Annotated in this window: 22 protein-coding genes and 1 riboswitch; of the genes, 9 read left to right on the top strand and 13 right to left on the bottom strand. The window is 59.1% G+C overall.

The genetic code is table 11. From position 1 onward, the window contains the following. Positions 1-7: 7 nt before the first annotated feature. Positions 8-1,594: an alkaline phosphatase D family protein gene (locus tag HMPREF3130_RS02915; protein ID WP_016421418.1), complete on the top strand. Its 1,587-nt coding sequence runs from the start codon at positions 8-10 to the stop codon at positions 1,592-1,594. A 36-nt stretch (positions 1,595-1,630) separates the two neighbouring features. On the opposite strand, the gene HMPREF3130_RS02910 is transcribed toward HMPREF3130_RS02915, so the two are convergent. The 4 genes from HMPREF3130_RS02910 to thiO are packed head-to-tail and all read right to left on the bottom strand — an operon-like array spanning position 1,631 to position 5,127. Continuing rightward, complete coding sequence (locus tag HMPREF3130_RS02910) at positions 1,631-2,830, bottom strand: ThiF family adenylyltransferase (protein WP_070429292.1); 1,200 nt, start codon at positions 2,828-2,830, stop codon at positions 1,631-1,633. Further along, a complete protein-coding gene (locus tag HMPREF3130_RS02905) occupies positions 2,830-3,675 on the bottom strand; it encodes a thiazole synthase (RefSeq protein ID WP_049172170.1) in 846 nt (281 codons plus the stop codon). Before HMPREF3130_RS02905 ends, HMPREF3130_RS02910 begins: the two co-directional genes overlap by 1 nt. Before the next feature lie 29 nt (positions 3,676-3,704). Further along, complete coding sequence (gene thiS, locus HMPREF3130_RS02900; RefSeq protein ID WP_049172154.1) at positions 3,705-3,938, bottom strand: sulfur carrier protein ThiS; 234 nt, start codon at positions 3,936-3,938, stop codon at positions 3,705-3,707. Positions 3,939-3,951: 13 nt separating this feature from the next. After that, the gene (gene thiO / locus HMPREF3130_RS02895; protein ID WP_070429291.1) at positions 3,952-5,127 is read right to left on the bottom strand and encodes a glycine oxidase ThiO; all 1,176 of its coding nucleotides are present in this window, start codon (positions 5,125-5,127) and stop codon (positions 3,952-3,954) included. A gap of 7 nt (positions 5,128-5,134) precedes the next feature. After that, a riboswitch (TPP riboswitch) is annotated at positions 5,135-5,257 on the bottom strand. Positions 5,258-5,327: 70 nt separating this feature from the next. Between thiO and HMPREF3130_RS02890 the strand changes: the two genes are divergently transcribed. Further along, positions 5,328-6,086: a thiamine phosphate synthase gene (locus tag HMPREF3130_RS02890; protein ID WP_049189686.1), complete on the top strand. Its 759-nt coding sequence runs from the start codon at positions 5,328-5,330 to the stop codon at positions 6,084-6,086. A gap of 6 nt (positions 6,087-6,092) precedes the next feature. Beyond that, positions 6,093-6,434, top strand: a complete 342-nt coding sequence (locus HMPREF3130_RS02885; RefSeq protein WP_049189687.1) for a cupin domain-containing protein — start codon at positions 6,093-6,095, stop codon at positions 6,432-6,434. Positions 6,435-6,444: 10 nt separating this feature from the next. On the opposite strand, the gene HMPREF3130_RS02880 is transcribed toward HMPREF3130_RS02885, so the two are convergent. Both HMPREF3130_RS02880 and HMPREF3130_RS02875 read right to left on the bottom strand, forming a co-directional pair. Continuing rightward, positions 6,445-7,146 carry a potassium channel family protein gene (locus HMPREF3130_RS02880; RefSeq protein WP_048733101.1) on the bottom strand — a complete coding sequence of 234 codons (702 nt, stop codon included), beginning with the start codon at positions 7,144-7,146 and terminating at the stop codon, positions 6,445-6,447. After that, positions 7,139-8,569 carry a TrkH family potassium uptake protein gene (locus HMPREF3130_RS02875; RefSeq protein WP_048733103.1) on the bottom strand — a complete coding sequence of 477 codons (1,431 nt, stop codon included), beginning with the start codon at positions 8,567-8,569 and terminating at the stop codon, positions 7,139-7,141. Before HMPREF3130_RS02875 ends, HMPREF3130_RS02880 begins: the two co-directional genes overlap by 8 nt. A 418-nt stretch (positions 8,570-8,987) precedes the next feature. Here HMPREF3130_RS02875 and trpB point away from each other — a divergent pair, with 418 nt between their 5' ends. Next, positions 8,988-10,313, top strand: coding sequence for a tryptophan synthase subunit beta (gene trpB / locus HMPREF3130_RS02870; RefSeq protein WP_065421709.1), 1,326 nt, complete (start codon positions 8,988-8,990; stop codon positions 10,311-10,313). A 66-nt stretch (positions 10,314-10,379) separates the two neighbouring features. On the opposite strand, the gene HMPREF3130_RS11320 is transcribed toward trpB, so the two are convergent. From HMPREF3130_RS11320 to purD, 3 genes are all read right to left on the bottom strand, one after another. Further along, entirely contained in the window at positions 10,380-10,535 is a 156-nt protein-coding gene (locus HMPREF3130_RS11320; RefSeq protein ID WP_162837147.1) for a hypothetical protein, read from the bottom strand. 816 nt (positions 10,536-11,351) lie between these two features. Then, positions 11,352-12,479 carry an aminotransferase class I/II-fold pyridoxal phosphate-dependent enzyme gene (locus tag HMPREF3130_RS02865; RefSeq protein ID WP_049172167.1) on the bottom strand — a complete coding sequence of 376 codons (1,128 nt, stop codon included), beginning with the start codon at positions 12,477-12,479 and terminating at the stop codon, positions 11,352-11,354. Positions 12,480-12,718: 239 nt separating this feature from the next. Beyond that, positions 12,719-13,993 carry a phosphoribosylamine--glycine ligase gene (purD, locus tag HMPREF3130_RS02860; RefSeq protein WP_049172166.1) on the bottom strand — a complete coding sequence of 425 codons (1,275 nt, stop codon included), beginning with the start codon at positions 13,991-13,993 and terminating at the stop codon, positions 12,719-12,721. Between the two features lie 80 nt (positions 13,994-14,073). Between purD and HMPREF3130_RS02855 the strand changes: the two genes are divergently transcribed. From HMPREF3130_RS02855 to HMPREF3130_RS02845, 3 genes are all read left to right on the top strand, one after another. Next, complete coding sequence (locus HMPREF3130_RS02855) at positions 14,074-14,496, top strand: HIT family protein (RefSeq protein WP_049172147.1); 423 nt, start codon at positions 14,074-14,076, stop codon at positions 14,494-14,496. A gap of 170 nt (positions 14,497-14,666) precedes the next feature. Beyond that, positions 14,667-15,386: an esterase/lipase family protein gene (locus HMPREF3130_RS02850; RefSeq protein ID WP_049172143.1), complete on the top strand. Its 720-nt coding sequence runs from the start codon at positions 14,667-14,669 to the stop codon at positions 15,384-15,386. Next, positions 15,376-16,149: an alpha/beta fold hydrolase gene (locus tag HMPREF3130_RS02845; protein WP_016421432.1), complete on the top strand. Its 774-nt coding sequence runs from the start codon at positions 15,376-15,378 to the stop codon at positions 16,147-16,149. Before HMPREF3130_RS02850 ends, HMPREF3130_RS02845 begins: the two co-directional genes overlap by 11 nt. A 9-nt stretch (positions 16,150-16,158) precedes the next feature. Here HMPREF3130_RS02845 and HMPREF3130_RS02840 read toward each other — a convergent pair whose 3' ends face one another. Together HMPREF3130_RS02840 and HMPREF3130_RS02835 are read right to left on the bottom strand one after the other, a co-directional pair. Then, positions 16,159-17,001, bottom strand: a complete 843-nt coding sequence (locus tag HMPREF3130_RS02840) for a PaaI family thioesterase (RefSeq protein WP_016421433.1) — start codon at positions 16,999-17,001, stop codon at positions 16,159-16,161. Positions 17,002-17,139: 138 nt separating this feature from the next. Beyond that, on the bottom strand, positions 17,140-17,514 hold the full coding sequence (locus tag HMPREF3130_RS02835) for a hypothetical protein (RefSeq protein ID WP_016421434.1): 375 nt from the start codon (positions 17,512-17,514) through the stop codon (positions 17,140-17,142). 567 nt (positions 17,515-18,081) lie between these two features. Here HMPREF3130_RS02835 and HMPREF3130_RS02830 point away from each other — a divergent pair. Then, positions 18,082-19,584, top strand: coding sequence for a hypothetical protein (locus HMPREF3130_RS02830; RefSeq protein ID WP_016421435.1), 1,503 nt, complete (start codon positions 18,082-18,084; stop codon positions 19,582-19,584). 812 nt (positions 19,585-20,396) lie between these two features. Here the strand turns inward: HMPREF3130_RS02830 and HMPREF3130_RS11460 are convergent. Then, positions 20,397-20,759, bottom strand: coding sequence for a DoxX family protein (locus HMPREF3130_RS11460; protein WP_016421436.1), 363 nt, complete (start codon positions 20,757-20,759; stop codon positions 20,397-20,399). Beyond that, complete coding sequence (locus HMPREF3130_RS02820; RefSeq protein WP_016421437.1) at positions 20,759-21,331, bottom strand: TetR/AcrR family transcriptional regulator; 573 nt, start codon at positions 21,329-21,331, stop codon at positions 20,759-20,761. Before HMPREF3130_RS02820 ends, HMPREF3130_RS11460 begins: the two co-directional genes overlap by 1 nt. Before the next feature lie 329 nt (positions 21,332-21,660). On the opposite strand from HMPREF3130_RS02820, the gene HMPREF3130_RS02815 reads away from it, so the two are divergent. Beyond that, positions 21,661-21,918: a tyrosine-type recombinase/integrase gene (locus HMPREF3130_RS02815; RefSeq protein ID WP_016421438.1), complete on the top strand. Its 258-nt coding sequence runs from the start codon at positions 21,661-21,663 to the stop codon at positions 21,916-21,918. Positions 21,919-22,018 lie beyond the last annotated feature (100 nt).

Below are 22,018 nucleotides of genomic sequence, written 5' to 3'. Positions count from 1 at the left end.
CGACTCCATGCAGCTTTCCCGTCGCAGCGCTCTACGTTTAGGCGCATCCACCGCACTTGCCACTTCAGTCACGCTCGCTCATGCCTCTAGAGCTGCGGCTTCAGCTACACCGGGTTCGCCGTCACTGGCCTCCCCAGGGTTACTGCGTTCTCGGCCACAGCTCACCCACGGCGTTGCAAGTGGCGATATCCGCGGCGACGGCGCATTGATTTGGGCTCGCTCAGACCGCCCCGCCCATATGGTGGTTGAAACTGCTGCAACTGAGAGCTTCCAGAATGCCAAGGTATTCCGCAGCAACTCTCTGTTAACTCCAGATACTGACGGCACCGGACGTTTACGTGTCGTCGGTCTCGAGCCAGGACAGGAAATCTTTTACCGCGTCACGCTCGAAGAGGCAGATACTGGAATCTGCTCTGATCCCGTTATCGGCACCTTCCGTACTGCCCCAAACCGCGCATCCAACATCCGCCTGCACTGGTCCGGCGATGTCGCAGGTCAGGGTTGGGGAATTAACGACGAAATCGGTGGCTACACCGGCTTTTCCACCATGATGGAGCGCAATCCAGACCTATTCATTCACTCAGGCGATACCTGCTATGCCGACGGTCCGCTGGATGAATCCGTCACGCTTTCCGACGGCACTGTGTGGCGCAACCATGTCACTCCGGCCAAATCCAAGGTTGCTGAAACCCTCGAAGAGTATCGTGGCCAGTACTCCTACAACCTCATGGACAAGAACTACTTGGCCTTCAATGCGCAGGTTCCGCAGCTAGTCCAGTGGGATGACCACGAAACAGTCAACAACTGGTACCCCAACGAAGTCCTAGACGATGATCGCTATACCGAGCGCGATGTCAACACCCTGGCCAAGCGTGCCTACCAGGCCTTCCATGAGTGGCAGCCAATTGATCAACAAATGGCTGTAGATGGGCGCGTCTACCGCAAGGTTTCCTACGGCCCGTTGCTAGACATATTCATTCTGGATATGCGCAGTTACAAGGGAGAAAACACTTCCAATAATCCGCGCTCGACAACCGAAGAACCAATCCTTGGCGAAAAGCAGACCAACTGGTTAATCGACTCCCTCAAGGACTCCCGCGCGACGTGGAAGATTGTTGCTAATGACCTACCGCTTGGAATCATCGTCCCCGACGGCGACGATGGTGACCAAGAAAGCGTATCCAATGGTGCCGCCGGTGCACCTGCAGGACGTGAACGTGAAATCGCCCGCCTGCTCAGCGCCATTAAAGATGTTTCAAATGTCGTCTGGCTCACCGCCGATGTGCACTACACCGCGGCTCACCACTACAGCCCAGAGCGCGCACAGTTCACCGACTTCGCACCCTTCTGGGAATTCGTCTCCGGTCCTCTCCACGCGGGCGCTTTCGGCCCCAACGAAATGGATTCGACCTTCGGGCCGAAGGTGGAGTACGTCCACGCACCGGGTAAAGACAATGCCAACGCCGACCCCACACAGGATTTCCAGCACTTCGGCGAAGTCGATATCGACGGCGACTCACGCGAGATGACCGTCCGCCTGCTCACCACTCGTGGCACCGAGTTGTGGTCGACAACGCTGAAGCCGCAGGCGTAGGCACACTGTTCAACAGCGCGTGGCGGTAGCCACTAATTAATGCGTTCCGCCACGCTTTACGACGGTCTCCTGCCCTGCAGCCTGCCAGGCCACAATGCCCCCGTCCAGATTGATGAGCTCCGATATGGCGCCATCAGCCTCGATCTCGCTGGCCAACAGCTCAATTGCCTGTTGCGAGCGGGCACCCGAGTGGCAGTGAATCAGAACTCGTGGGTAGTTCGACTGGAGGTTCCGCTCAGCCCACGCTTCGCGAATCGCAGCCCACCCACGGCTGCGAATGTCGCCGAGTGGCACAAGCACAGATTCGGCAATGGCGACCTCCGCGTGCTCTTCGGGTTCGCGTACATCGATGAGAGGCACCCCCTCGGCAAGAAGCTCGTGCGCCGTGTTGGGACCAATGCTGCGCACGCTCTGCGCCGGGGCCTCCTCATCCTCGGTCCACGAAGCTGCGCACACCTGCGCAATTTCGGTCAAGTCGGAAACGGGTTCGCGCTCCGGGTCGGCCGCAAAGGACAGTGTGCGGGTGGTTGCCTCCAGGGCGTCGATAAGCACGAGTTTGCCGACGGCGACCTTGCCGACACCGGTGAGCACCTTGATAGCTTCGACGACCATCATGGAGCCGATTTGTCCGACCATTGCGCCGAGGACACCGCCTGCGGCGCACGACGGCACGGAGCCGGGGTCGGGGATGTCGGGGTAGAGATCGCGAAGCATGGGGCCGTGGCCAGGCCAGAAGACGGATAGTTGTCCTGCGAACTGCAGGATTGTGGCCCAGACCAGTGGCGTTCCGGTCAGCTCCGCGGCATCGGAGGACAGGTAGCGCGTGGCGAAGTTGTCCGCGCCGTCGAGCACTACATCGTGAGTGGCGAAGAGCTCCTCAGCATTGTCGACGCTTAACCTGCCGACGATTGCGGTCACCGATGCCTCGGAGTCAAGGCGCCGCACGGCATCCGCGGCAGATTCGGCCTTCGGGCGACCAATGTCGGACTCACGGTGAATGACCTGGCGCTGAAGATTGGACTCGTCGACCACGTCATCGTCAATGATGGTGATGTGCCCGACCCCTGCCCCGGCCAGGTACAACAGCGCAGGCGATCCCAAGCCACCAGCTCCGATGACGAGGACGCGGGAGGCTCGCAAAGTTCGCTGCCCCTCGGCACCAAAGCCCGGAAGTGTTAGGTGCCGGGCGTACCGGCGCAGGTCGCGGTCCGAAAGATTGACCCCCTGCTCAGCCATTACAGAGAATCCTGCTCGCGTGCGCCGCTGACGCGCTCAGTGATGATGCCCTCAAACGACGAGCTCGCCTGGGCTAGTCGACGCCGTGGAATGCGGCCGGACTCGCGAGCAGTCAGTCCTGCCTCAACGCCGAAGCGCATCGCCGTGGCCATGCCCACCGGATCATGTGCACGGGTCACTGCGGATGCCAACAGCACTGCATCGCAGCCAAGCTCCATCGCCTGAGCTGCCTCAGACGCGGTACCGATGCCCGCATCCAGGATGATGGGCACATTCGCGCGGTCCACAATCAGCTCGATGTTGTGTGGGTTAAGAATGCCCAGACCAGTGCCAATCGGCGAGCCCGCCGGCATGACAGCTGCACAGCCCAGATCTTCCAGCCGCTTGGCCAGCGCCGGATCGTCGTTGGTGTAGGCGAAAACGACGAAGTCGTCAGCTACCAACTGCTCCGCTGCCGCAACCAGCTCGACCGGGTCCGGCAGCAGCGTGTCCTCGTCGGCGATGACCTCGAGCTTTAGCAGATTGGTCTCCAGCGCCTCGCGGGCCAACTGCGCAGTCAGCACCGCGTCACGAGCGGTATAGCACCCCGCAGTATTCGGCAGCGCCGCAATATTGTTGCGCTGCAGAATCTCAAAAACGTTCTGCTTCGTGCCGGGCGTAAAGCGGCGCATCGCCACCGTAGTCAGCTCGGTGCCCGAAGCCACCAGCGCGCGCTCCAGCGTATCCATGCTGGTCGCACCGCCAGTTCCCATAATCAGACGGGAGTTCAACTCCAGCCCGCCAATGCGCAGCGGTTCGCGTGTAAGTCCGCTCGCCGCCCCAGTTTCATTTTCCTGCGCGGACATGTTTGCTTGTGCGGAATTCGCGGTCATCTCTAGCCTCCCTGAACTGCTGTCACGATGTCGATTGCACCTGTCACGGGCGTGCTCGCCCACTTGGCTCGCGGGATTACCGCACCATCCACGGCTACCGCGATTCCCAGGCGGGTGCCGTCCGCGGCAGTGCCGTCGTCGTTAAGCGCGTGCCCCGTGTGCTTTGCGACGAGATCTGCGACCATCTCCCCCGCAGCCGGTGTGTAGCCTTCGCCATTGAGTGTTGTGGTGGACATAAGCGAGCCTCCTCTAATCGCTGAAGCGGAATGGATTGACGGCGGAAAGAAGCGCCGGGTCGTTGTCAGTTTCCCGACCTGCGACGACATCGGCCGTGAGCTTGGAGCCGATGGCCGTAAGCAGAATGCCGTGACGGAAGTAGCCGGTGGACAAGGTCAGTCCTGGAGCCACGCGACCAATCATGGGGACATCGTCTGGGGAACCAGGCCGGGCGCGGGCGGTCATCTCGTAGATTTCGCAGTCGAGAATGCCGGGCACCAGGCGGTATGCGTCGCGGAGTAGCTGGTGGACTCCTTCGGCGGAGACGCCGGTCAGGTCATCTTCACGCGAGGTTGCGCCGAGCACGACGGTGCCGTCGGCACGCGGGACGATATAAACCGGACGCCCCTGAACCACACCGCGAATAGTGCGGGTGACCAGCGGCTGCAAGCGCTCCGGCACCCGCAGACGCAGCACATCCCCATAGACCGGGCGCAGCGGCAGATTCAGATTCTCCGGCAGACCGGCCATATCGGCGGTGTTCAGCCCCGCAGCCAAAACGACCTCATCGGCGAGGTAGTCATTTCCGTCCGTACCGCGCAGCCCAATGGCTTGGCGGGGGTCGGCATCGGAAGCGTAGATAACCTCTTCCACGCGAGTGCGGATGACGCGGTCTCCTAGAATGGTCAACAACGCCTCTGCGAGCAGACGCGGATTGACCTGGTGATCTCCCGGAATATCCACCGCACCAACACAGCCCGGCCCCAGTGCCGGTTCTGCCCGGCGCGCCTCGGTGGCGGTGATGCGGTTGATCTCCATGCCCATGTCATGCTGCAGCTCAACGAGCTCGCTGAGTGTCTGCCGGTCGGCAGCATCGCCCGCACAAACAAACGTGGAATTCTCGATGTAGCCGACATCGTGGCCCGATTCCTCGGCGATAGCCAGGGCAAAGTCGCGGTAGAGCTTGCCCGATTCCACCATCAGCGGATACAGCGTCGGCTGATCCCACACGACTTCGGCAACCGGCGCCAGCATGCCAGCCGCGGCGAAGGTTGCGCCGGAAACGGGCTCGGCATCGAGGACGGTCACATCGAATCCCTGGCGGAGTAGTCTCCATGCCGTCGCCAAGCCGATAATGCCCGCGCCTGCGATAACAACGCTTGACGACGTATCCCCTGTGCCGCCCTCACTTGTCGAGGCGGCACCCATAGCGGCAGCATTCACTGCCATTCCTCCCTCCGGCGGCATAACCCGCATCAGGTAAAAGCGGTCGGCGTTATTCGCCCTCTCAGCCAGCGGCATCTCATCGATACCGAGTACGGCTCCCGCGGAACGTGGTACTCCCCCATCATATGACTTCGGGCTCTCCGTCACGACACCGCATCCTCAACCTCGCCTAACATGGGGACATGAACGCCTCATCAGCTGCCACTCGCACAACACGACGCGCCCTGCTTGCCGACGCCCGCCTGTACCTCTGCACCGACTCGCGCGCATCCCGCGGTGATCTGCGTGAATTCCTGCACGCCTGTTACGAAGGCGGCACCGACATCATCCAGCTGCGCGACAAGAAAGTCGACACCCGCGACGAGATTGCCGCTGTGGAGACCCTCGCCGAGGTCGCCGCTGAACACGGCAAGCTCTTCGCCGTCAATGACCGCGCCGACATTGCCGCGCTGACCGGCGCAGACATCCTGCATGTGGGTCAGGAAGACCTCACCACCGAGCAGGCCCGCCAGATCGTTGGCCCCGAGGTTCTCATCGGCCGATCCAACCGAAATCTGGACATGTTCGCCACCTCGCTTGCCGACGATGGCATCGATTACGCGGTGATCGGTCCGGTGTATGCCACCCCGACGAAGCCCGACCGTCAGCCCGTCGGAGTCGAGATGGTCCGTGAAGCTGCGGCACTCGTGCGGAGGGCGCGTGCACAGGGTTCAGCGGAGTCCCACCAGGATTCCGTGGCCGATATTGTGCGCCCGCACGACCGCGGCGCAAGTGACCCGGTAAAGCCATGGTGGGCAATCGGCGGTATCAACGCCGAGACCGCCGGCGAAGTTATCGCCGCTGGCGCGGAGCGCATTGTGGTGGTTCGCGCACTAACCGAGGCAGCAAATCCGGAAGAGGCAGCGCGTGCTCTGCGCGCTGTGGTTTCACCAAGGAGCTAGGACGCTGTGAATATTAATTCACAACAAGACGACCTTCTGACTCAAGCTAAAGCGAATAGCAATGGCCGCGCTGCGGAAATTGTTGTCCACGACGGCCCGCTACGCCAGACTCTCATCGCACTGACTGAAGGAACTGAGCTTTCCGCCCATAACTCGCCGCCCGCAGCCTCGATGCTTGTGCTTGTTGGCGAAGTTGAAATCACCGGTGCCGATAAAACCACGATTTCCGAGGGCAATCTCAAAGTGCTCACCCACGTCAAGCACGGAGTGAAGGCTCTAGCGGATTCCGTGTTTTTGCTGACCACGGTCACAGGCGTCGACGGAATCGACAGCCACGGCGACAAGTAGCAATCAGCGCCTACTCCCCGGCGAACGTCTCCAACTGCCGAATGGCACCGGAGACAATCAACAGGTCACCTGCGGTAATGCGGTCGTCGGCAAGCGCAGGGCGGAAGCGCTGACCGCGCTTTTGCACGGCGACAACCGTAACCGGTGCGCTCTGGTTAATCTCCGCCACGGTCTTATCCAGGCAATGGATCGGCGGCGCGACCTTACCGACTGCGTAGTCGCGATCGAACTCCAGGAAGTCCTGGACCTTGCCGCCGATTAGGTGCGCAATACGACGGCCGGTGTCTGCCTCCGGGCGAATGACATGGTGCACACCGATCTGGCCCAGAATCTTGGCGTGAGCCTGGTTATCGGCTTTCGCCCAAATCAGCGGTACATCCATGTCCACCAGCGCGGATGCGGTCAGTAACGACGCCTCGATATCACTGCCGATTGCAATGACCACGCGTTCGGCTTCATCGACACCGAGCTGCTTCAGTACTTCCGGCATGGTGGTGTCGGCGGTAACCACGTGATCGAAGGTCGAGGACAGCTCCTGGACCACCTTTTCGCGGTGGTCTACGCAGAGAACCTCGATACCGCCAGCGACCAGCTCCTCGCCGAGCGCCTGTCCGAAACGCCCCATGCCGAGAATGACAACAGGAGAAGAGCTGGCTTGGTTGGCGAAATGCTCTGCAAAACCAGCAAACGGGTTGAATTTCGAGTTAGCCAATGAAGGGCCTTTCTTCCGGATATTCGTAGATGCGCTGGCGTGGGCGGGCGGCCAAGGCCGTCGCCAAAGCGATCGGGCCAACACGTCCGGCGAACATCAGCACGATGAAGATTGCCTGTGCCGCCACCGGTAGATTAGCGGTGATGCCTGTGGATAGGCCTACCGTGGCGAAGGCGCTGACTACTTCAAACAGGATTTGGTCAGTAGAAAACTGTGGCGCTAGGAAACTGACGGCGATTACTGCCAGAAAAACCTGGCCAATACCGAATGCAAGAACGACGAGGGCCTGACGCAGCACTTTTGGGTTGAGGCGCCGCCGAGCCACGGACACGGAGGTGTCACCGCGAATCTCCGCGAGAACGGCGGCGAGAATGACTGCCGACGTCGTGATTTTCACGCCACCTGCAGTACCACCGGTGCCGCCGCCAATGAACATGAGGAAGTCAGTGCCCAGCAGTGTCGATGGGTGGAAGTCCGCGTAATCGAGTGCGTTGAACCCCGCGGTACGCGGGCTCACACTAGCGAAGAATGAGTTGAGTATCTTCTCCCCTGTAGTGAATCCAGACATGGCATTGGACCACTCACCAAATGCCACCATGATTGTGCCCAAAGCAATCAGCAGGATGGTGCCTTTGATAGTGAAGCGAGTAGTCAGAGACCAGCGTTTAGGCAACTGCCCTCGCGTGCGGACACTAAGCCACGCTTTCAGGTGTCGCCAGGCCTCGAGCAGAACAGAAAAACCCAGACCACCAACGATAAGAGAGAAGGCCAGCGGCAAAAGTATCCAGGCATCACTGCGGAACCCAATGACGTTGTCCGTATACAGAGCAAAACCGGCATTGTTGAAGCTTGAGATGGCATGGAACAAGCCCTCCCACGCAGCTCTCCCCCAGCCGTACCCATAACCTAGGTGGAACCGCAGCATAAGTGCCACTGCCACAACAAACTCCACCAACAGCGTGAAGCTAACGGCAGCACGGACAACCCATGAGATCTCGCCCATGTCCATACCGCGGCCCTCAACGCGCGCACCAGCACGGCGGTTAAGGCCGAGTCTTCCCGCAACGAAGAGGCCAAAAAGTGAAGCCAAGGTCATGAACCCAAGGCCACCCAGCTGAATCAACAGCATGATGACAACCTTGCCGAAGGTTGACCAATGGGTAGCCGTATCTACGGTGATCAGGCCGGTCAGGCTTGTTGCCGAGGTGGCTGTGAACAGAGCATCAGACAGCGCCGTGGGCAGGCACAGATTCCCAGGGCTCGGGGCACAGTGCCCCGTGGGGTGGCTATTGGCTGCCGAGATCGGCAGCATTAACAAAACCGTGCCAACGGTTATGAGGGCGACATAGCACCACACCACCAACGTCGTGGGACGAACTCCCCGACGTGATTTAGTGGTCTGCCGCGACAGCGTAATCACCATCGGAACGTTAGTCCTCGTGGCCAGCGGTGTCGAGGGGATCCGAGAATTCTGCCCCTTACGCGTACCCGACTAATAGGGGAACTACCCTACACCCCAGGCACAGTTGCGATATCCCGTACACATTTCGCGCCCAATCCCCGCCCCCACACCCCACCCGCTTTGGCTACTGCGGAAACCTTGAGTTATGGTCAGATTCATGATGACACCCCTGATGAACACACCCGCGCCGTGCGGCGCACAGTGGTGGTGGCTCGCTTAAGTCCGCGAGCAACGTCACGTCATCTCATTAATGTCGACGGCAAACCCGTCAAGTACGAGCTCGCAAGAAGATAAAACTGGCGGGCTCTTTTCTTTTGTCGGCTCGACGAAGAGAACCAGGGCCCGCTGAAATAAACAACAGCAACGAAAGGCCCCCTCAATGACTGATTACAACCCCAGCGCGGATGCCATCGCCAAGGCTTCAGCACCGACTGCAACTAGGGTGCCGTCGGCAAGCGTTAACGGCGCGGGCGAGGTGCGCGAAACCCTCTTACCTGCATTTTTCGGTCGCTTCGGCGGACAGGAAGTGCCAGAGTTCCTGCTGCCAGCTCTCGATGAACTGGAAGCGGCTTACATCGAGGCGATGAGCAATCCGGAGTTCCAGCGCGAGCTGGAAGAACTGCGTCGCGATTTCCTCGGCCGCGCGACCCCGCTGTTCGAATGCCGTCGTCTATCCACGCCGAACACGACGATTGTGCTGAAACGCGAGGACTTGAACCACGGCGGCGCGCACAAGGGCAACAATGTGGTCGGCCAGGCGCTGCTGGCAAAGCGCATGGGAAAAACCCGCCTCATTGCTGAGACAGGTGCAGGCCAGCACGGCACGGCCACCGCGATGGCCGCAGCACTGCTGGGACTTGAGTGCGAGATTTACATGGGCGCACACGATGTCGCCCGCCAGCACCCCAATGTCGAGCGCATGGAGCTCATGGGCGCGAAGGTCGTTCCCGTCACCACCGGCGAGGCCGGTTTGAAGGATGCTATTGACGAGGCACTGGTCGAGTGGAGCAAGACTCTCGACTCCACTTTCTACCTGCTGGGCACAGCCGCCGGACCGCACCCATTCCCCACTATCGTGCGTGAATTCCAGCAGGTCATCTCGGAGGAGTCACGCAGTCAGATGGCCGAGCGTTACGGCAAGCTTCCCGACGCTGTCATCGCAGCCGTCGGTGGCGGCTCCAACGCCATCGGCGCATTTGCTAACTACATCGACGACTCCGATGTCGCCCTCATTGGCGTCGAACCCGCAGGTGAGGGTCTCGACACCGACCGTCACGGCGCGCCCATCAATGCGGGCAAGACTGGTGTCCTTCACGGCATGCGCTCATTTGTCATGCTTTCCGACGACGGCGAGGTGTTGCCATCGCACTCCATCTCGGCGGGCTTGGATTACCCGTCTGTTGGCCCGGAGCACGGCATGCTGAAGGAGAATGGCCGCGCCAGCTATGTCGGAATTACCGACGAGGAGGCGCTGGAAGCGTTCCAGCTGCTCAGCCGCATGGAGGGCATTATTCCGGCGATGGAATCCTCGCATGCGCTGGCGCAGGCCATTAAGATTGCGCGACTCCGTGAAACCGACCCTGCCGCTGTTAGCGAGCTCGGGCTGCCGGTTCACGAAGGCGATGAGCCTTTGCTGTTGCTCGTGAACCTGTCGGGTCGCGGTGATAAGGATATGGAGCAGGTCCGGGAGTTCCTGAACCAGTAGGAATAACCAGTAGGGATTGCTTCCCCACTAGCTGCCTAGCAGGAATCGGACCAAAGCTAATTCTTGTTAGGCAGCACGGCGATCGTCGGCGGCGATGCCCTGCTTCGGGTTCGCCTCCACGATGGCTTCGGCAAGCAGCGATGCCAGCGCATCCTGCTTGGATTCCTTGCCGTCCTGGAAAATCGGGGACACAGTATCCATAATCTCGTTGAATGCGTTCATCAGAGGTCACCTCTCTTAAGATCTCTTTGATCTTTATTGTTGGACTTCTCCAACCGATTCTTTGCGATTCCGCAGTTGAAACGTCGTTTCATCGAATCGTTTGGAACTTATGACTTGCAACCGTAGACGACAACACAAGACCTGGCAAGCGCTAAACTTTATTTTTAGTTAACCTTTTGTTAACTTTTGGACGCTTTTTAGCTCAGGCACTGAGCCACAAACAGCGCCCCTCGACGCCGCCCCATACCTCGCTTTACTGCCGTTGATAACGGCTTCAAAAATCACGCTTTTACACAACCAAAAACAGGGCGCGGAAGTCTCTTTTGGTCAGACATAAACTATCCCCACTAAAAGCGCTTGCAGCCAACATTGAATGTGGGTTACACACCGCGCTCAATCGTCACCCCACGCAGGGATAGCCGCCAGTTCCTCAGAGGTCAACCCCATCGACAATTAAAGAAAAAGGGGCCCCTGCCAGCGGAAATAGACCACCGACAGAGCTGCCGGCTGTCAAAGATGCTGCCGCGAAGGCCACCCCACCCCACTATCGACCCAACCCCAGCCTCACTTGATGTGACCGCAGCCACAGAACCCTCAATCTGAGGCAGTTTTTCCGCCTTTACAGCAAACCGGCGATCAAGAAAACAGAGCCCCAACGGCCCCTTCCAGGAATGCCCCCAACATCGGCTCTACCAGCGACCGTCGGTAGAGGGTTTAAAGCAGCGATTCGCCCGTCGAGCACCCTATCTCGCCCGACTGAAAAACACCCCTAAAAGGGTGAGGTAAATCACACCGCGAGCGCCACTAAAAGCCGTTTTAACGACGATCAGTGAACACCCCAATACGCCGAACAGCCTCTTCCATCTCGGACGTCTCACCGGCGAAGCAGAGGCGAACCCACTGATGGCCGTTCTCTGTGTCGAAGTCGATTCCAGGGGCAACGGCCACGCCCGTTGCGGCCAACAGTTCCCGAGCCCAAGTCATGGAGTCGACGGAGTTCGGGTCGTCGTAAAGCCCTGCGATATTGGCGTAGATATAGAAACCGCCGTCGGGTGGGGCGATATTACCGAGACCGACGCGGGGCAGCCCCTCGAGCAAAACGTCGCGGTTGCGTGCGTAACGCGTCACGTGCGAATTGAGCTCGGCAATGGACTCGGGGCTGAACGCTTCCACCGCCGCTGCCTGCGAAATTGCCGGTGGACAGACAGTGAGGTTGGCTTCGAGGCGATCAAGCGGCGCACGCAGCCACTTGGGAACGATTAGCCAGCCAACGCGCCAGCCGGTCATCGAGAAGTACTTACTGACACTGCCGACCACGACCGCCGCGTCGGAGAACTCGCGTGCAGACGCACACTGTCGGCCATAAGTAATGCCGTGATAAATCTCGTCGGAAATGAGCAGGCAATCGTGCTGCTCACACCACTTCGCAATGGCACGCAGCTCGTCGGCATCGATAATGGTGCCAGTGGGGTTGTCCGGGCTGGTGACAATCACGGCCTTGGGCACGCGCGGAAGTGCCTCCAGGTGTTGGGCGGTGAGTTGGAAACGAGTCTCAGGACCACAGTCAATCTCGACAATGTTGGCGCCGAGCGCCTGCAGCGTATTGCGGTATGCGGGATAGCCCGGGCGCGCGAGCACGATGTCGTCGCCAACATCGAGGGCTGCGAGGAAGAGCGCTACGAAACCGCCGGAAGAACCGGTAGTGATGACAACATCAGCGGCTTCCGTGGCCGTGCCGTAGTTTTCACGATGCCAGGCGGCGATGGTTGCACGCAGCTCAGGCGTGCCGACGGCCGCTGTGTAGCCCAGAACCTGATTTTCTAAATCAGCACGCGCACGGGCAATCGCGGCAGCCGGGGCCGCGGTCGCGGGCTGTCCCACGCAGAGGAATAGAGCGTCACCGTGAGTGCGCTGACGCTCCTGTGCGAGCGCGAGAACATCCATCACATGGAAGGGTGCGACCTCACAACGGCGGGATGCTAGGTCGCGCTGGGGCTGGGATGCCTGCGGTGACTGCGAGGAGTTTAACGGCTGCGGTGACTGCGACGACTTTGGCGACTGCGGAGATTCGGCGTGCATACCTTCATCTTTGCAGCCGCCGAGGCCACCCGGGAAATCCAGTTCATCCCGGGTGGGTGCACCAGTGAGGCATCCGAGTGCAGCCGGACCACCTCAAGCATTATTTAGATGGAAATACGGCCCTCAACTGCAGGTAGTGCAATGTCGGTGCGGTAGTGCGAGCCCTCGAGCTTAATGGTCTTGATGGTCTCGTACGCCTTGTCGCGGGCCTCTTCCAGCGTGTCACCAACGCCGATGACGTTGAGCACACGGCCACCAGCGGAGACCAGCTCACCCGCAGCATTGCGGGCAGTACCTGCGTGGAGAATGCCATCTGCCTCACGGCCAGGCTCTGCACCTTCAATGACATCACCCGTGCGCGTCGACACCGGGTAGCCTTCAGCGGCCAGCACAACAGTCAGAGCGTAACCATCACGCCAAGACAGCGGACCGAAGTCCGCCAATGTTCCGGTAGCAGCGGCGTTGAGCAGCTGCGCCACCGGGGACTCCAGCAGCGCCAGCACGGCCTGGGTCTCCGGGTCACCGAAACGGCAGTTGAACTCAATGACAGCCGGGCCGTCCTCGCCCCAGGCCAGACCTGCGTACAGCAGACCCTGGAACGGGCAACCGCGAGCGGCCATCTCACGAGCGACCGGCTCGCAGACCTCGGTGACAATGCGCTCAGTTGCGCCTTCCGGCAGCCAGGACAGCGGGCTGTAAGCACCCATGCCACCGGTGTTCGGCCCCTCGTCGTTATTACCGACGCGCTTGTGGTCCTGAGCCGGCAACAGCGGGACGACGATTTCGCCGTCGACCAGGCAGAACAGGGAAACTTCCGGGCCGTCCAGGAAGGACTCCAGCAGCACCGGGTTACCGGCGGCCAGAACAGCCTTTGCGTGTTCGAGAGCTTCAGCGCGGTCCTTAGTGACCACGACTCCCTTGCCAGCAGCCAGACCGTCATCCTTCACGACCCAGTTCGGGCCAAAGCGGTCAATGGCGGCCTCGATGTCTTCGTCGGAGGCCTCCGGCTGGATGGCCTCTGCCGAGGCGGTCTTTACCCCAGCTGCCTTCATGACGTCCTTAGCGAAAGCCTTGGACCCCTCAATCCGAGCTGCGTCAGCGTTCGGTCCGAAGACTGCGAAACCAGCGTCGCGCAGCGCGTCTGCCACACCCGCGACCAGCGGAACCTCAGGGCCAATAACAACCAAATCGGCCCCAATTTCCTTGGCCAGCGCAACAGCGCCAGCGGGGTCATCCACGACCAGTGGATGCATGGTTGCAATTTCACTCATACCCGCATTACCAGGGGCTACGTGAAGATCAGTAGCCTGCGGGTCCTTACTCATTGCGTACAACAGGGCGTGCTCACGGGCACCGGAGCCAATTACGAGGATGCGCATAGCAATCATCTTACTAATCAGCCCGGATAACTCTCATCGCACCCAACCCCTCAATCCGCTATTCGGGTTACCCTTGGCACATGAGCACAGTATTTACCAAAATCATCAACGGTGAACTCCCCGGTCGTTTTGTCTACCGCGATGACAAGGTCGTCGCATTTTTGACCATCGAGCCAATTGCGCCTGGTCATACGCTGGTCGTCCCTGTTGAAGAGGTGGACAAGTGGACGGACGCCTCGCCTGAGCTATGGGCCCACCTCAATGAGGTTGCCCAGAAGGTTGGTCAGGCTGTTGTCTCCGCTTTTGACGCTCCGCGTGCTGGCTACCTCATCGCCGGCTTCGAGGTTCCGCACACGCACATTCATATCTTCCCTGCCCACGATATGTCCGGGTACAACCTACAGTCGGTAGATCGCAATCCTTCCGCAGAGTCCATGGATGAGGCCGCCGCCAAGCTACGGAAGGCCCTCGGGACTGACGAAGACGGAAAGTTGGTGCGCTAATCGCCGCTTCAAACGAGGATTTTCGGGAAGAACAACTTCCGGTAGTCCCTGCCCCTGAAGCGCAGGAACCGGAGGCGCAACAACCGGCTGCAGCTGAAGGATCAGCATCGCTCCCCTATGCCATCTTCCGTCCGCTGCGCGGTGTTTTCGAAGATAACTGGGGAGCCAAAGTGTCCAAATCCCGGCCGTGGCCGGTCATCCTCCTGCATGGAACAGGCCAGGTCAAGGGCATTTGGGAGACCCTCGGCGGTCAGTTACGGGAGGATGGCTGGGCTGTCTTCGCGCCAGATTTTGGGCACCGTGCAACAGACCCCATCAATCAGTCCATCGACATGCTCGTGCCTTACATCAAGGCTGTCCTGCACGCCACTGACGCAAAGCACGCCGTTATCGTGGGGCACTCGCAAGGCGGCTTAATTGCCACCCTGCTTTCTCTGCGCATTTCCAAGTACATCAAGCATGTTGTCTGCCTTGCCGCGCCCAATCACGGCACCAATCTGGGCGGCATCGCTTCCAGTATCACTAAGATCCCCGGCACAAAGTCGCTGATGAGCAACTTTGTGCAGAGCTATTGGGGCGTTTCCGGTTTGGAACAGCTCACGGGTTCAAAGATGGTTTTGAACTCCAATTCCCACGATATCCTCGGTCCCGGTGTTACTTACACCTGCATTGCCACCAAGTATGACCAGCTCATTTCCCCTCCACAGTCCTGTTTCTTGGATGATGGTGACACAGGCATGGTCACCAATCTCTATGTGCAGGACACGTTCCCTCAAGCCATCGTTTTGCATGAGCAGATGGCGCACGATTGGCGCCCCCGCGCGCTTACTCGCGAGGCACTATTCAAGCTGGTAGGCGAGGATTTTGACCCAATCGAGCATGCGGAATAGACCGCTCCTAACGCGGATTTTCCCACCGACAGCCGCACATCCGTCCCTGCCAAATCCAAGTCCAGCGTCGGGGGACCTCAGAGACCCCGTTCCGGTTATCGCACTTCATGGCACGCTCGATAGTCCCGGCGCGTGGGCACCGCTTGCCGACGGACTCCGTGCCCGCGGCCGCCGAGTCTATGTACCGGCCTACGGAGACCGTGGCACTGCTGCCCTCGTAGATTCTGTCGCCGAAGTCGAGGCCTATATCAACGGAGTCTGCACTGAAACGAACTCGGACACGGTCGATATTGTGGCTCACTCGCAGGGTGGGCTACTGGCTTTCCTGCTGTTTACGCGTCTTGCAAACCATGAATGCGAGCGTTTTTCGTTTCGACGTGTCATCAGTGTGTCGGGCTCTGTCGGCGGTGTAAATCTGACTGAGATCTCCCGCATTTTGGGCTGGTGGAATGGGGCTCCTGCCCGCTGGCTAATGGGACAGGCTTTAGCCGATCAAATTGCGGTAGCGGCAGGACAATATGAACTTCCTGCAGCCAACACTGCCCCACACCTCCGAAGGCGCAAGGCAGCCACACCTGACTGGATTAATGTCATCAGCCACCATGACAACCTGGTCATTCCGTGGTCCGATACCGCGCAGAGCTTCCTGCCGGACAGTCGAGCTGTTTTGCTCGAAACCGAGCTGGAGGGCAGGTCTGTTGCGCATTGGAAGCAGCAAACAGACCCCGAAGTGATCGAACTGATCACTCGGCTATTGGCGTAGAGCTTCGACCTAGAACTTGGTCAGCGACTCGCGCGCGGTGACGACATCCGCAAGCAGCTGCTGCGCGGCTGGCGAGGGGTTATCGGAGGTGAGGGCCTCGATGACGACGTCGGGAAGCCCTGCGGCGCGGTAGTCGTCGACAGTGACATCGCCGTACTCGAGGACCCCGTGGAGCCATGCGACTGCACGCGACTCTGGTGAAATGCAGCGTCGTGCGGTGCGTTCCTGCTGGACGAGCACATCACGGTTTTCCACCCCGCGCATCCCCAGCCGTGCAAGAGTGCGAGCAGCAGAGATGAGGTTCTCACCGGCAACACAATCCTGCTGGTTCGGATTGGCCGGCGGCTTCTTACGACCACGACGGCGCACGTAGAGCTCCTGCTGACCAATACCGACCAGGGAGCCATCGCGGTTTCGGATTACAGAGGTGTATGGAACGACCGTCGAATAGCCACCTTCAGTTTCGGCCTTAAGCTTTTCGACCATCTCATCCGGCACCTCTACCTCAAGGTACGCACCATTCTTACCCGGCCGGATAAATTCAAACGACCCAGTTCGCGTCCACGCCTCGTACTTCTTGACATCCAGACGCTGCATAACCAGCGTGCCAAACAGCACATCCGTCATCGAAAACAGTGCACCGCCAAATGCCGCGCCATGCATATTCGCAGTCAGAGCGTTTAGGCGCAGCTCCAATCGCCCCTCAGACCAGTCATCCGCAATCTCAGTGATACGGATGCCGGTGCCAAACAGCGGCGGCCAAATGTTCAGCAAGAACTTTGCCTTAGCCGGGGACATCTCTTTCTCAGCAAGTTTGTACAGGGTGCGTCGCAGCGATGGACCAATAGACATAACTACTTACATTAGGTGTTGACCGGGCGAACGCGGGCATTATTGTCAGAAAACAAAAGTGTGTCAGCTTCAGCACATGCTTTACGACGGTTCCCGCGCCCCACCTTTTATTAAGACAGCGACTATTTCAGCGACTATTTAGGCAGCAAACCGTTCCGCCAGCGTATTGACGCGCAGAGTGAAGAAATCCCGCAATTCCGCGTAGCGGGAATAACCATAAATCCCGCGGTCAGCTGGGTCATCATATTCCCAGCGCTCAGTCTCTACATCTGGCGCGATGTAGTCCGAAACGTCGATTTTCCCCACAACAATGACCACATCCGCACTGTCTGCGAGAGACGGCGTGAGCTGATGAGGATCCCCATCACACCGTGCCCCCACCTCACAGAGCGCACGCCGCGCGTCTTCATCCAGACCGCGGTCATCATCATCGATGCTGATACCTGCTGACAACACTGTCAGGCCTGGGGCAGCTTGCCGCAGCAGCCCTTCTAGTACGCGTGAGAGTCCCATGTTTGAACTACTGACAAAGAGCACCTCTGACATGGCTCTATCGTAGAATATTTTTCTCGGAGAAATCACCCCAGCTTGTGGGGTTTTCTGGAAGGTTTTGCAGAAAAATGCCAAAAGCGCCCATAGCGCAGGCCCTTCCCCGAGACCAGCCCTATCGACGCTTATGACTTAAGAACAAAGTCCACTTTACATGCGCATGTAACCCCTGTGAAGCGTGGGGCTAGAGTTGCAGATGTGAAAGCTCCGTGGCCTGTGATTTTCCGGCTGTCGGCGTTGCGCTGTCCTGCTGTCGGTGTTGCGCTGTCCTGCTGGCGGCGTTGCGCTGTCCTATCGATGCAATATTCACCTATCGATACGCAGCAGCGTGGCCATAAGTGAATAGCTCATCCATATGTTGACCGGGACTTCCGACAACGTGCGCATAAGTGAAAGAAAATTCCCCCGCCCCAGCCCCCGACAGGCATTTGCCCTTTAATCAGTCTTCAAACGCACCCTTTGTTCCCCGCCCGACCTCCTTAAACCGGATAAAATTGGCGGGGCCGATCGCTCGCGAATAGGAGAATCACCGTGACCGACTCTCGCGATATTAAACCTTTTGCATCCAACCGCGGCCCCAAAGTGACCTCCATCGGTGCCATCATCGGCGCAGCAGCAGTGGGCGGCCTGCTTCTCGGAGGTGTCGGTGCGGGCACCTGCTTGGCGGTCTTTGATTCGCCCGAGCGCTCTGACTACGTCATGCAGCCCGCGCAGCGTGAGGTGCAGGCTGACATCATGGACTCAGACGATGTGCTCACCCCGGAGGAAGAACAGCGCATGCTTCGCGATGTCTCCCGGATCGCCGCCCCTGACGTGGTCCAAGGGCTGCACTACATGGTCTTTGCCGAGAACAAGGAAAACGTTAATGACTCCGTAGAGGAGTACCTGCGCGATAACCACCAGGAGCTCATCGGCAAGGATAAGTTTGCTGATGGCCAGGTCTTCGTCGGCGTGGGCCTTGATCCGCGCCAAGCCTTCGTCTTCGCGGGTGAGGACGTGGCTGCTCAAATGAAGCTACGCAAGAATGACAGCCATCTGAAACAGTCCATCGAAGCAATTAAGCCGGGCGTGCGGGATGACAACATTCCTGCTGGCCTCTTTGCTGGCGCAGCGGCTGCAATCGACGTAGACCGTGCTGCGGATACTCAGTACGAGGGCGCAAAAGAGGACCGGATGGCGGCGGCCGTTGGCCTCGGGGTGGCGGGCCTGAGCGTTGGCGGCGCTGGTGTCGGCCTCGCCGGCGGTGTACGCCGCAGCCGGCAGAAGAAGACACAGCAGGCACGCGAGGACTGGGACTACGTGTCGCAGACCTACACCGATGTGGCGCAACGGCTAAGGGAGATTGATATTCGAGCGCACTCGCTCCAATCAGGGCTGGTGGATGAGCGCCTGCGCCAGGACTGGGAGGGTTTGCGCGATGACTTCCTAGCAATCGATAGCCAGGTTGGTTTCCTCATGTCGATTCCGGCGGATGCGCCAGATGAGCAATTCCGCTCACACTCCGAGCTCATCGCCAACGCGCGCCAACTGTGCGAGCGCGTGGAAACCGCTGAGGCCAATATTGAAAAGCTGCACCGCATTGAGAACGCTGATGCGGATGCTCGCCGCTATGAACTCTACGAGCTGGAGAAGGATCTGGCACAGGCAGGCTACTTGGCCGCAAGCATCGACTCGGCGCTTGAGCGCCACGCGAAGGAGTTGGAAGATGCCGCCACTGAATTATCCAAGGAACCACACCATCCGCAGTTCATGGAGCGCTACCTAGAACTCTTGGATCGCTCCGCGCTCTTGTCGGAGCACGTACAGTCCCAGCTGCAGAAGCGCAATGAGGCCGACGAGCGCCCCGAGCGCACGCGCATCTACGACTCTGATTTCTTCGCTGGCTCTGGCTACCACGGCTACGTGCCCTTCTATGTCGTGAGCACCTGGGATAGCGATGCCACCACTGCCCGCGACAGCTCTTCCAGTAGCGGTGGCGTCAACAGCGGGTTTAGCTCAGGGTTTTCCGGTTCAGGCGGTTCTTCCAGCTTCTAAGCCGACTTACGGGACAGAGGGGATGCGGACGTTCTGTTAGACGATTTCACCCCTCACGCTACTTAACCCCTACATTTTACCCTTTAAACCAAAGAACCCCAGGCCGGAAAACTTCCTGGCCTGGGGTTTTGGAGCCGGAAACGGGACTCGAACCCGTAACCTACCGTTAGGGTACCCTGTAAAGGTTTGACCTATAATGCCATTTATGCCTGTCAAAGCCGTTTCTCGCGCCACACAGGGACACCTCCCCTACTAATTTTTGAGGAAAGTCTTTGGGGAAGTGCGGAGTTTTCCGAAGTAGACCCGCAGCTGGACATACGCCACAGCCTGAGTACAAGACTTAACCGGCGGTGGCTACACGGTGTCGACTAGGGGCCACACACCCCTTGCCCCAGCAACCCCTGCCCGTCGCACCCCTACCCCCCACGCATAAAAATGGACTGGGATTGCCCCCAACCCCTCAATTCCGGTTACTGCTCCTGCCACCCCACGTCGTCGGGTGTGACATCCCGGCGCGGGCCCAGTCGCGCAGCGCTCGCCACTGGTATCTCGGATGCAGTACCGCAGATACCCGTCGAAGAGCTGGACGCCTATCTACCAGTCCCGCAGCAGCCCGCCACTCTGCAAATCCCACAACCCCGACCCATCAGCTAGGGCTTTGTCATGCCTTCTGCACCGAGGCAGACGCTCATACCCTTCGACAGGCCGGCGAGGCGGTAGGCGGCTAGCGGGTCCCAGGCACCCGCGGCAAGCCGCCCGGCGCGGGCAACGGCGCCCCTCAATGGGCGAACACAATTGGTAAATTGGTCGTTTCAGGCTATCAATAGTGTCGCAATGAGAGCGCCTAGTGAAATAGCGAGCATCCCTAAGCAATTGACCCAAAACTCGCTACCTAGAAACTTGGCTCGGATATGTGCGATTGCTGCGGTGCAGAAGTAGGCAATGACTCCAACCATCGTCGCTATTCCAATGCCTGGTATCCAGAGCCCAATAATGAGTCCACTTGCTGCTAGGCACTTGATAACGATAAGAGCCCACCACCACTCTGTAGGAAGTCGTACTCCTCTGAGGCAGGCCTCGATGAATGCTACGGGTTTGAGCGAGAGTACCGCGTCTCCGAACAAAATGGCTGCAAGAATGATGGAGGGCCAAGCAGGCGAAGATTCGAGAATCATTATTTTACTCCGTACGCGATTTTAAGACGGGAGATGGAACTGTTCGCGTGAATGGATAGTTCGTCGGTGTCGTATGCACCGGCAGCCCAGCCAAGAAGCAACCCAAGATAAATGTTGTAAAGGATTGTCGCGAACTCTTTAGCGTCATCTTTAGGGAGCATATTGCCTAGGCGCAACACGATTTCATCTACCAAGAGAGTTCGAAGCTCGTTGAGAATCTCTCCGTTGTCTCCCTGTGTGATTAGGGCAGCGCCATACGCTTTCGATAATTCTTCCTGCCCAGTAAACATTTTCAGGAAAGGAGCGAGAACGTCGAGAAGGTTGTCTGATTGTCCACGGAGCTCATCGTGCATGACGGTGATTCGATGTCCGATGGTCTGAATCAACAGCGACTGCTTGCTCCCGACGTTCATAACGGTTCCAACGCTGACGTTAGCTTTCTGCGCGATGGCACGCACATTTGTATCCGCGTACCCGACTGACACAAAAAGGGCATAGGCGGTATCCAAGACTTTATTGCGCGTCGCCTCCTTTTGAGTAGCACGACTTGATTGAACTTGTTCACTGAACATGTTCAAATCGTATCGCTACATCAATCTACGGTCAAGTAGCGATGTGGTTATCCAAGTACATTGCTGTCATGAGAGGCGAGCGGGTTTCCTGCTTACAAGGAGGAAAGTTATAGCTGATCGTCACACACCTACATGTTTTTGCCAGACCAGCTTCTCGGGCCAATAGACTCAAGGATTGCCGAGCGCTTGGCCGATAAGCCTACGAGCTTGTTCCACGGCCAACGCACGACAGGGGCACCGACGACGCGGGTACTGCCTATGCGTGACGACCCATCCGGCACATACCCCCACCCTGGCAAAACTCTGGCCGGGCTCTAACATGGGCAGGCTTGCCGCACCTCGCCGGCGACGATGTGGCGCAGGCCGACCGGGAGCTGCTGCCTGCGGTGATTTCCTATCACGACCTCCGTCACACGGTAGCGACCGCCATGGCTGCAACGGGCAACGCGGCGCTGGCCACCTTGCAACTGGGCCATGCCTCCGCCTCGACTACGGAGGCCGCCTACATCAACCGCGCGGGAGATGTTGACAACTCCGCAATCATTGAAGCGTTCGCTGCCGACGCGCTGGCAATTTTCGGCGGCTAGTCGCTGCCCTCCTGCCGCCGCCCCTGCGCCCTCTTGGCGGGTTAAGTAAAGAAAAGTGTGTCCGCATCCCACCATAACCCCAGACCACACACCACAAATC

This window comes from Corynebacterium sp. HMSC14B06 (genome assembly GCF_001807075.1).
Lineage (GTDB): Bacteria > Actinomycetota > Actinomycetes > Mycobacteriales > Mycobacteriaceae > Corynebacterium > Corynebacterium jeikeium_D.
Note: the sequence above shows the minus strand (reverse complement) of the source record. Positions and strands in the feature narration are given on the sequence as shown.

Bases quoted from the DNA above. Each gene is read 5' to 3' on its own strand.
- HMPREF3130_RS02915 (WP_016421418.1), top strand. From the start codon at position 8: ATGCAGCTTTCCCGTCGCAGCGCTCTACGTTTAGGCGCATCCACCGCA.
- HMPREF3130_RS02910 (WP_070429292.1), bottom strand. From the start codon at position 2,830: ATGGCTGAGCAGGGGGTCAATCTTTCGGACCGCGACCTGCGCCGGTAC.
- HMPREF3130_RS02905 (WP_049172170.1), bottom strand. From the start codon at position 3,675: ATGTCCGCGCAGGAAAATGAAACTGGGGCGGCGAGCGGACTTACACGC.
- thiS (WP_049172154.1), bottom strand. From the start codon at position 3,938: ATGTCCACCACAACACTCAATGGCGAAGGCTACACACCGGCTGCGGGG.
- thiO (WP_070429291.1), bottom strand. From the start codon at position 5,127: ATGGGTGCCGCCTCGACAAGTGAGGGCGGCACAGGGGATACGTCGTCA.
- HMPREF3130_RS02890 (WP_049189686.1), top strand. From the start codon at position 5,328: ATGAACGCCTCATCAGCTGCCACTCGCACAACACGACGCGCCCTGCTT.
- HMPREF3130_RS02875 (WP_048733103.1), bottom strand. From the start codon at position 8,569: ATGGTGATTACGCTGTCGCGGCAGACCACTAAATCACGTCGGGGAGTT.
- trpB (WP_065421709.1), top strand. From the start codon at position 8,988: ATGACTGATTACAACCCCAGCGCGGATGCCATCGCCAAGGCTTCAGCA.
- HMPREF3130_RS11320 (WP_162837147.1), bottom strand. From the start codon at position 10,535: ATGAACGCATTCAACGAGATTATGGATACTGTGTCCCCGATTTTCCAG.
- HMPREF3130_RS02865 (WP_049172167.1), bottom strand. From the start codon at position 12,479: ATGGATGTTCTCGCGCTCGCACAGGAGCGTCAGCGCACTCACGGTGAC.
- purD (WP_049172166.1), bottom strand. From the start codon at position 13,993: ATGCGCATCCTCGTAATTGGCTCCGGTGCCCGTGAGCACGCCCTGTTG.
- HMPREF3130_RS02855 (WP_049172147.1), top strand. From the start codon at position 14,074: ATGAGCACAGTATTTACCAAAATCATCAACGGTGAACTCCCCGGTCGT.
- HMPREF3130_RS02845 (WP_016421432.1), top strand. From the start codon at position 15,376: ATGCGGAATAGACCGCTCCTAACGCGGATTTTCCCACCGACAGCCGCA.
- HMPREF3130_RS02840 (WP_016421433.1), bottom strand. From the start codon at position 17,001: ATGTCTATTGGTCCATCGCTGCGACGCACCCTGTACAAACTTGCTGAG.
- HMPREF3130_RS02835 (WP_016421434.1), bottom strand. From the start codon at position 17,514: ATGGGACTCTCACGCGTACTAGAAGGGCTGCTGCGGCAAGCTGCCCCA.
- HMPREF3130_RS11460 (WP_016421436.1), bottom strand. From the start codon at position 20,759: ATGATTCTCGAATCTTCGCCTGCTTGGCCCTCCATCATTCTTGCAGCC.
- HMPREF3130_RS02820 (WP_016421437.1), bottom strand. From the start codon at position 21,331: ATGTTCAGTGAACAAGTTCAATCAAGTCGTGCTACTCAAAAGGAGGCG.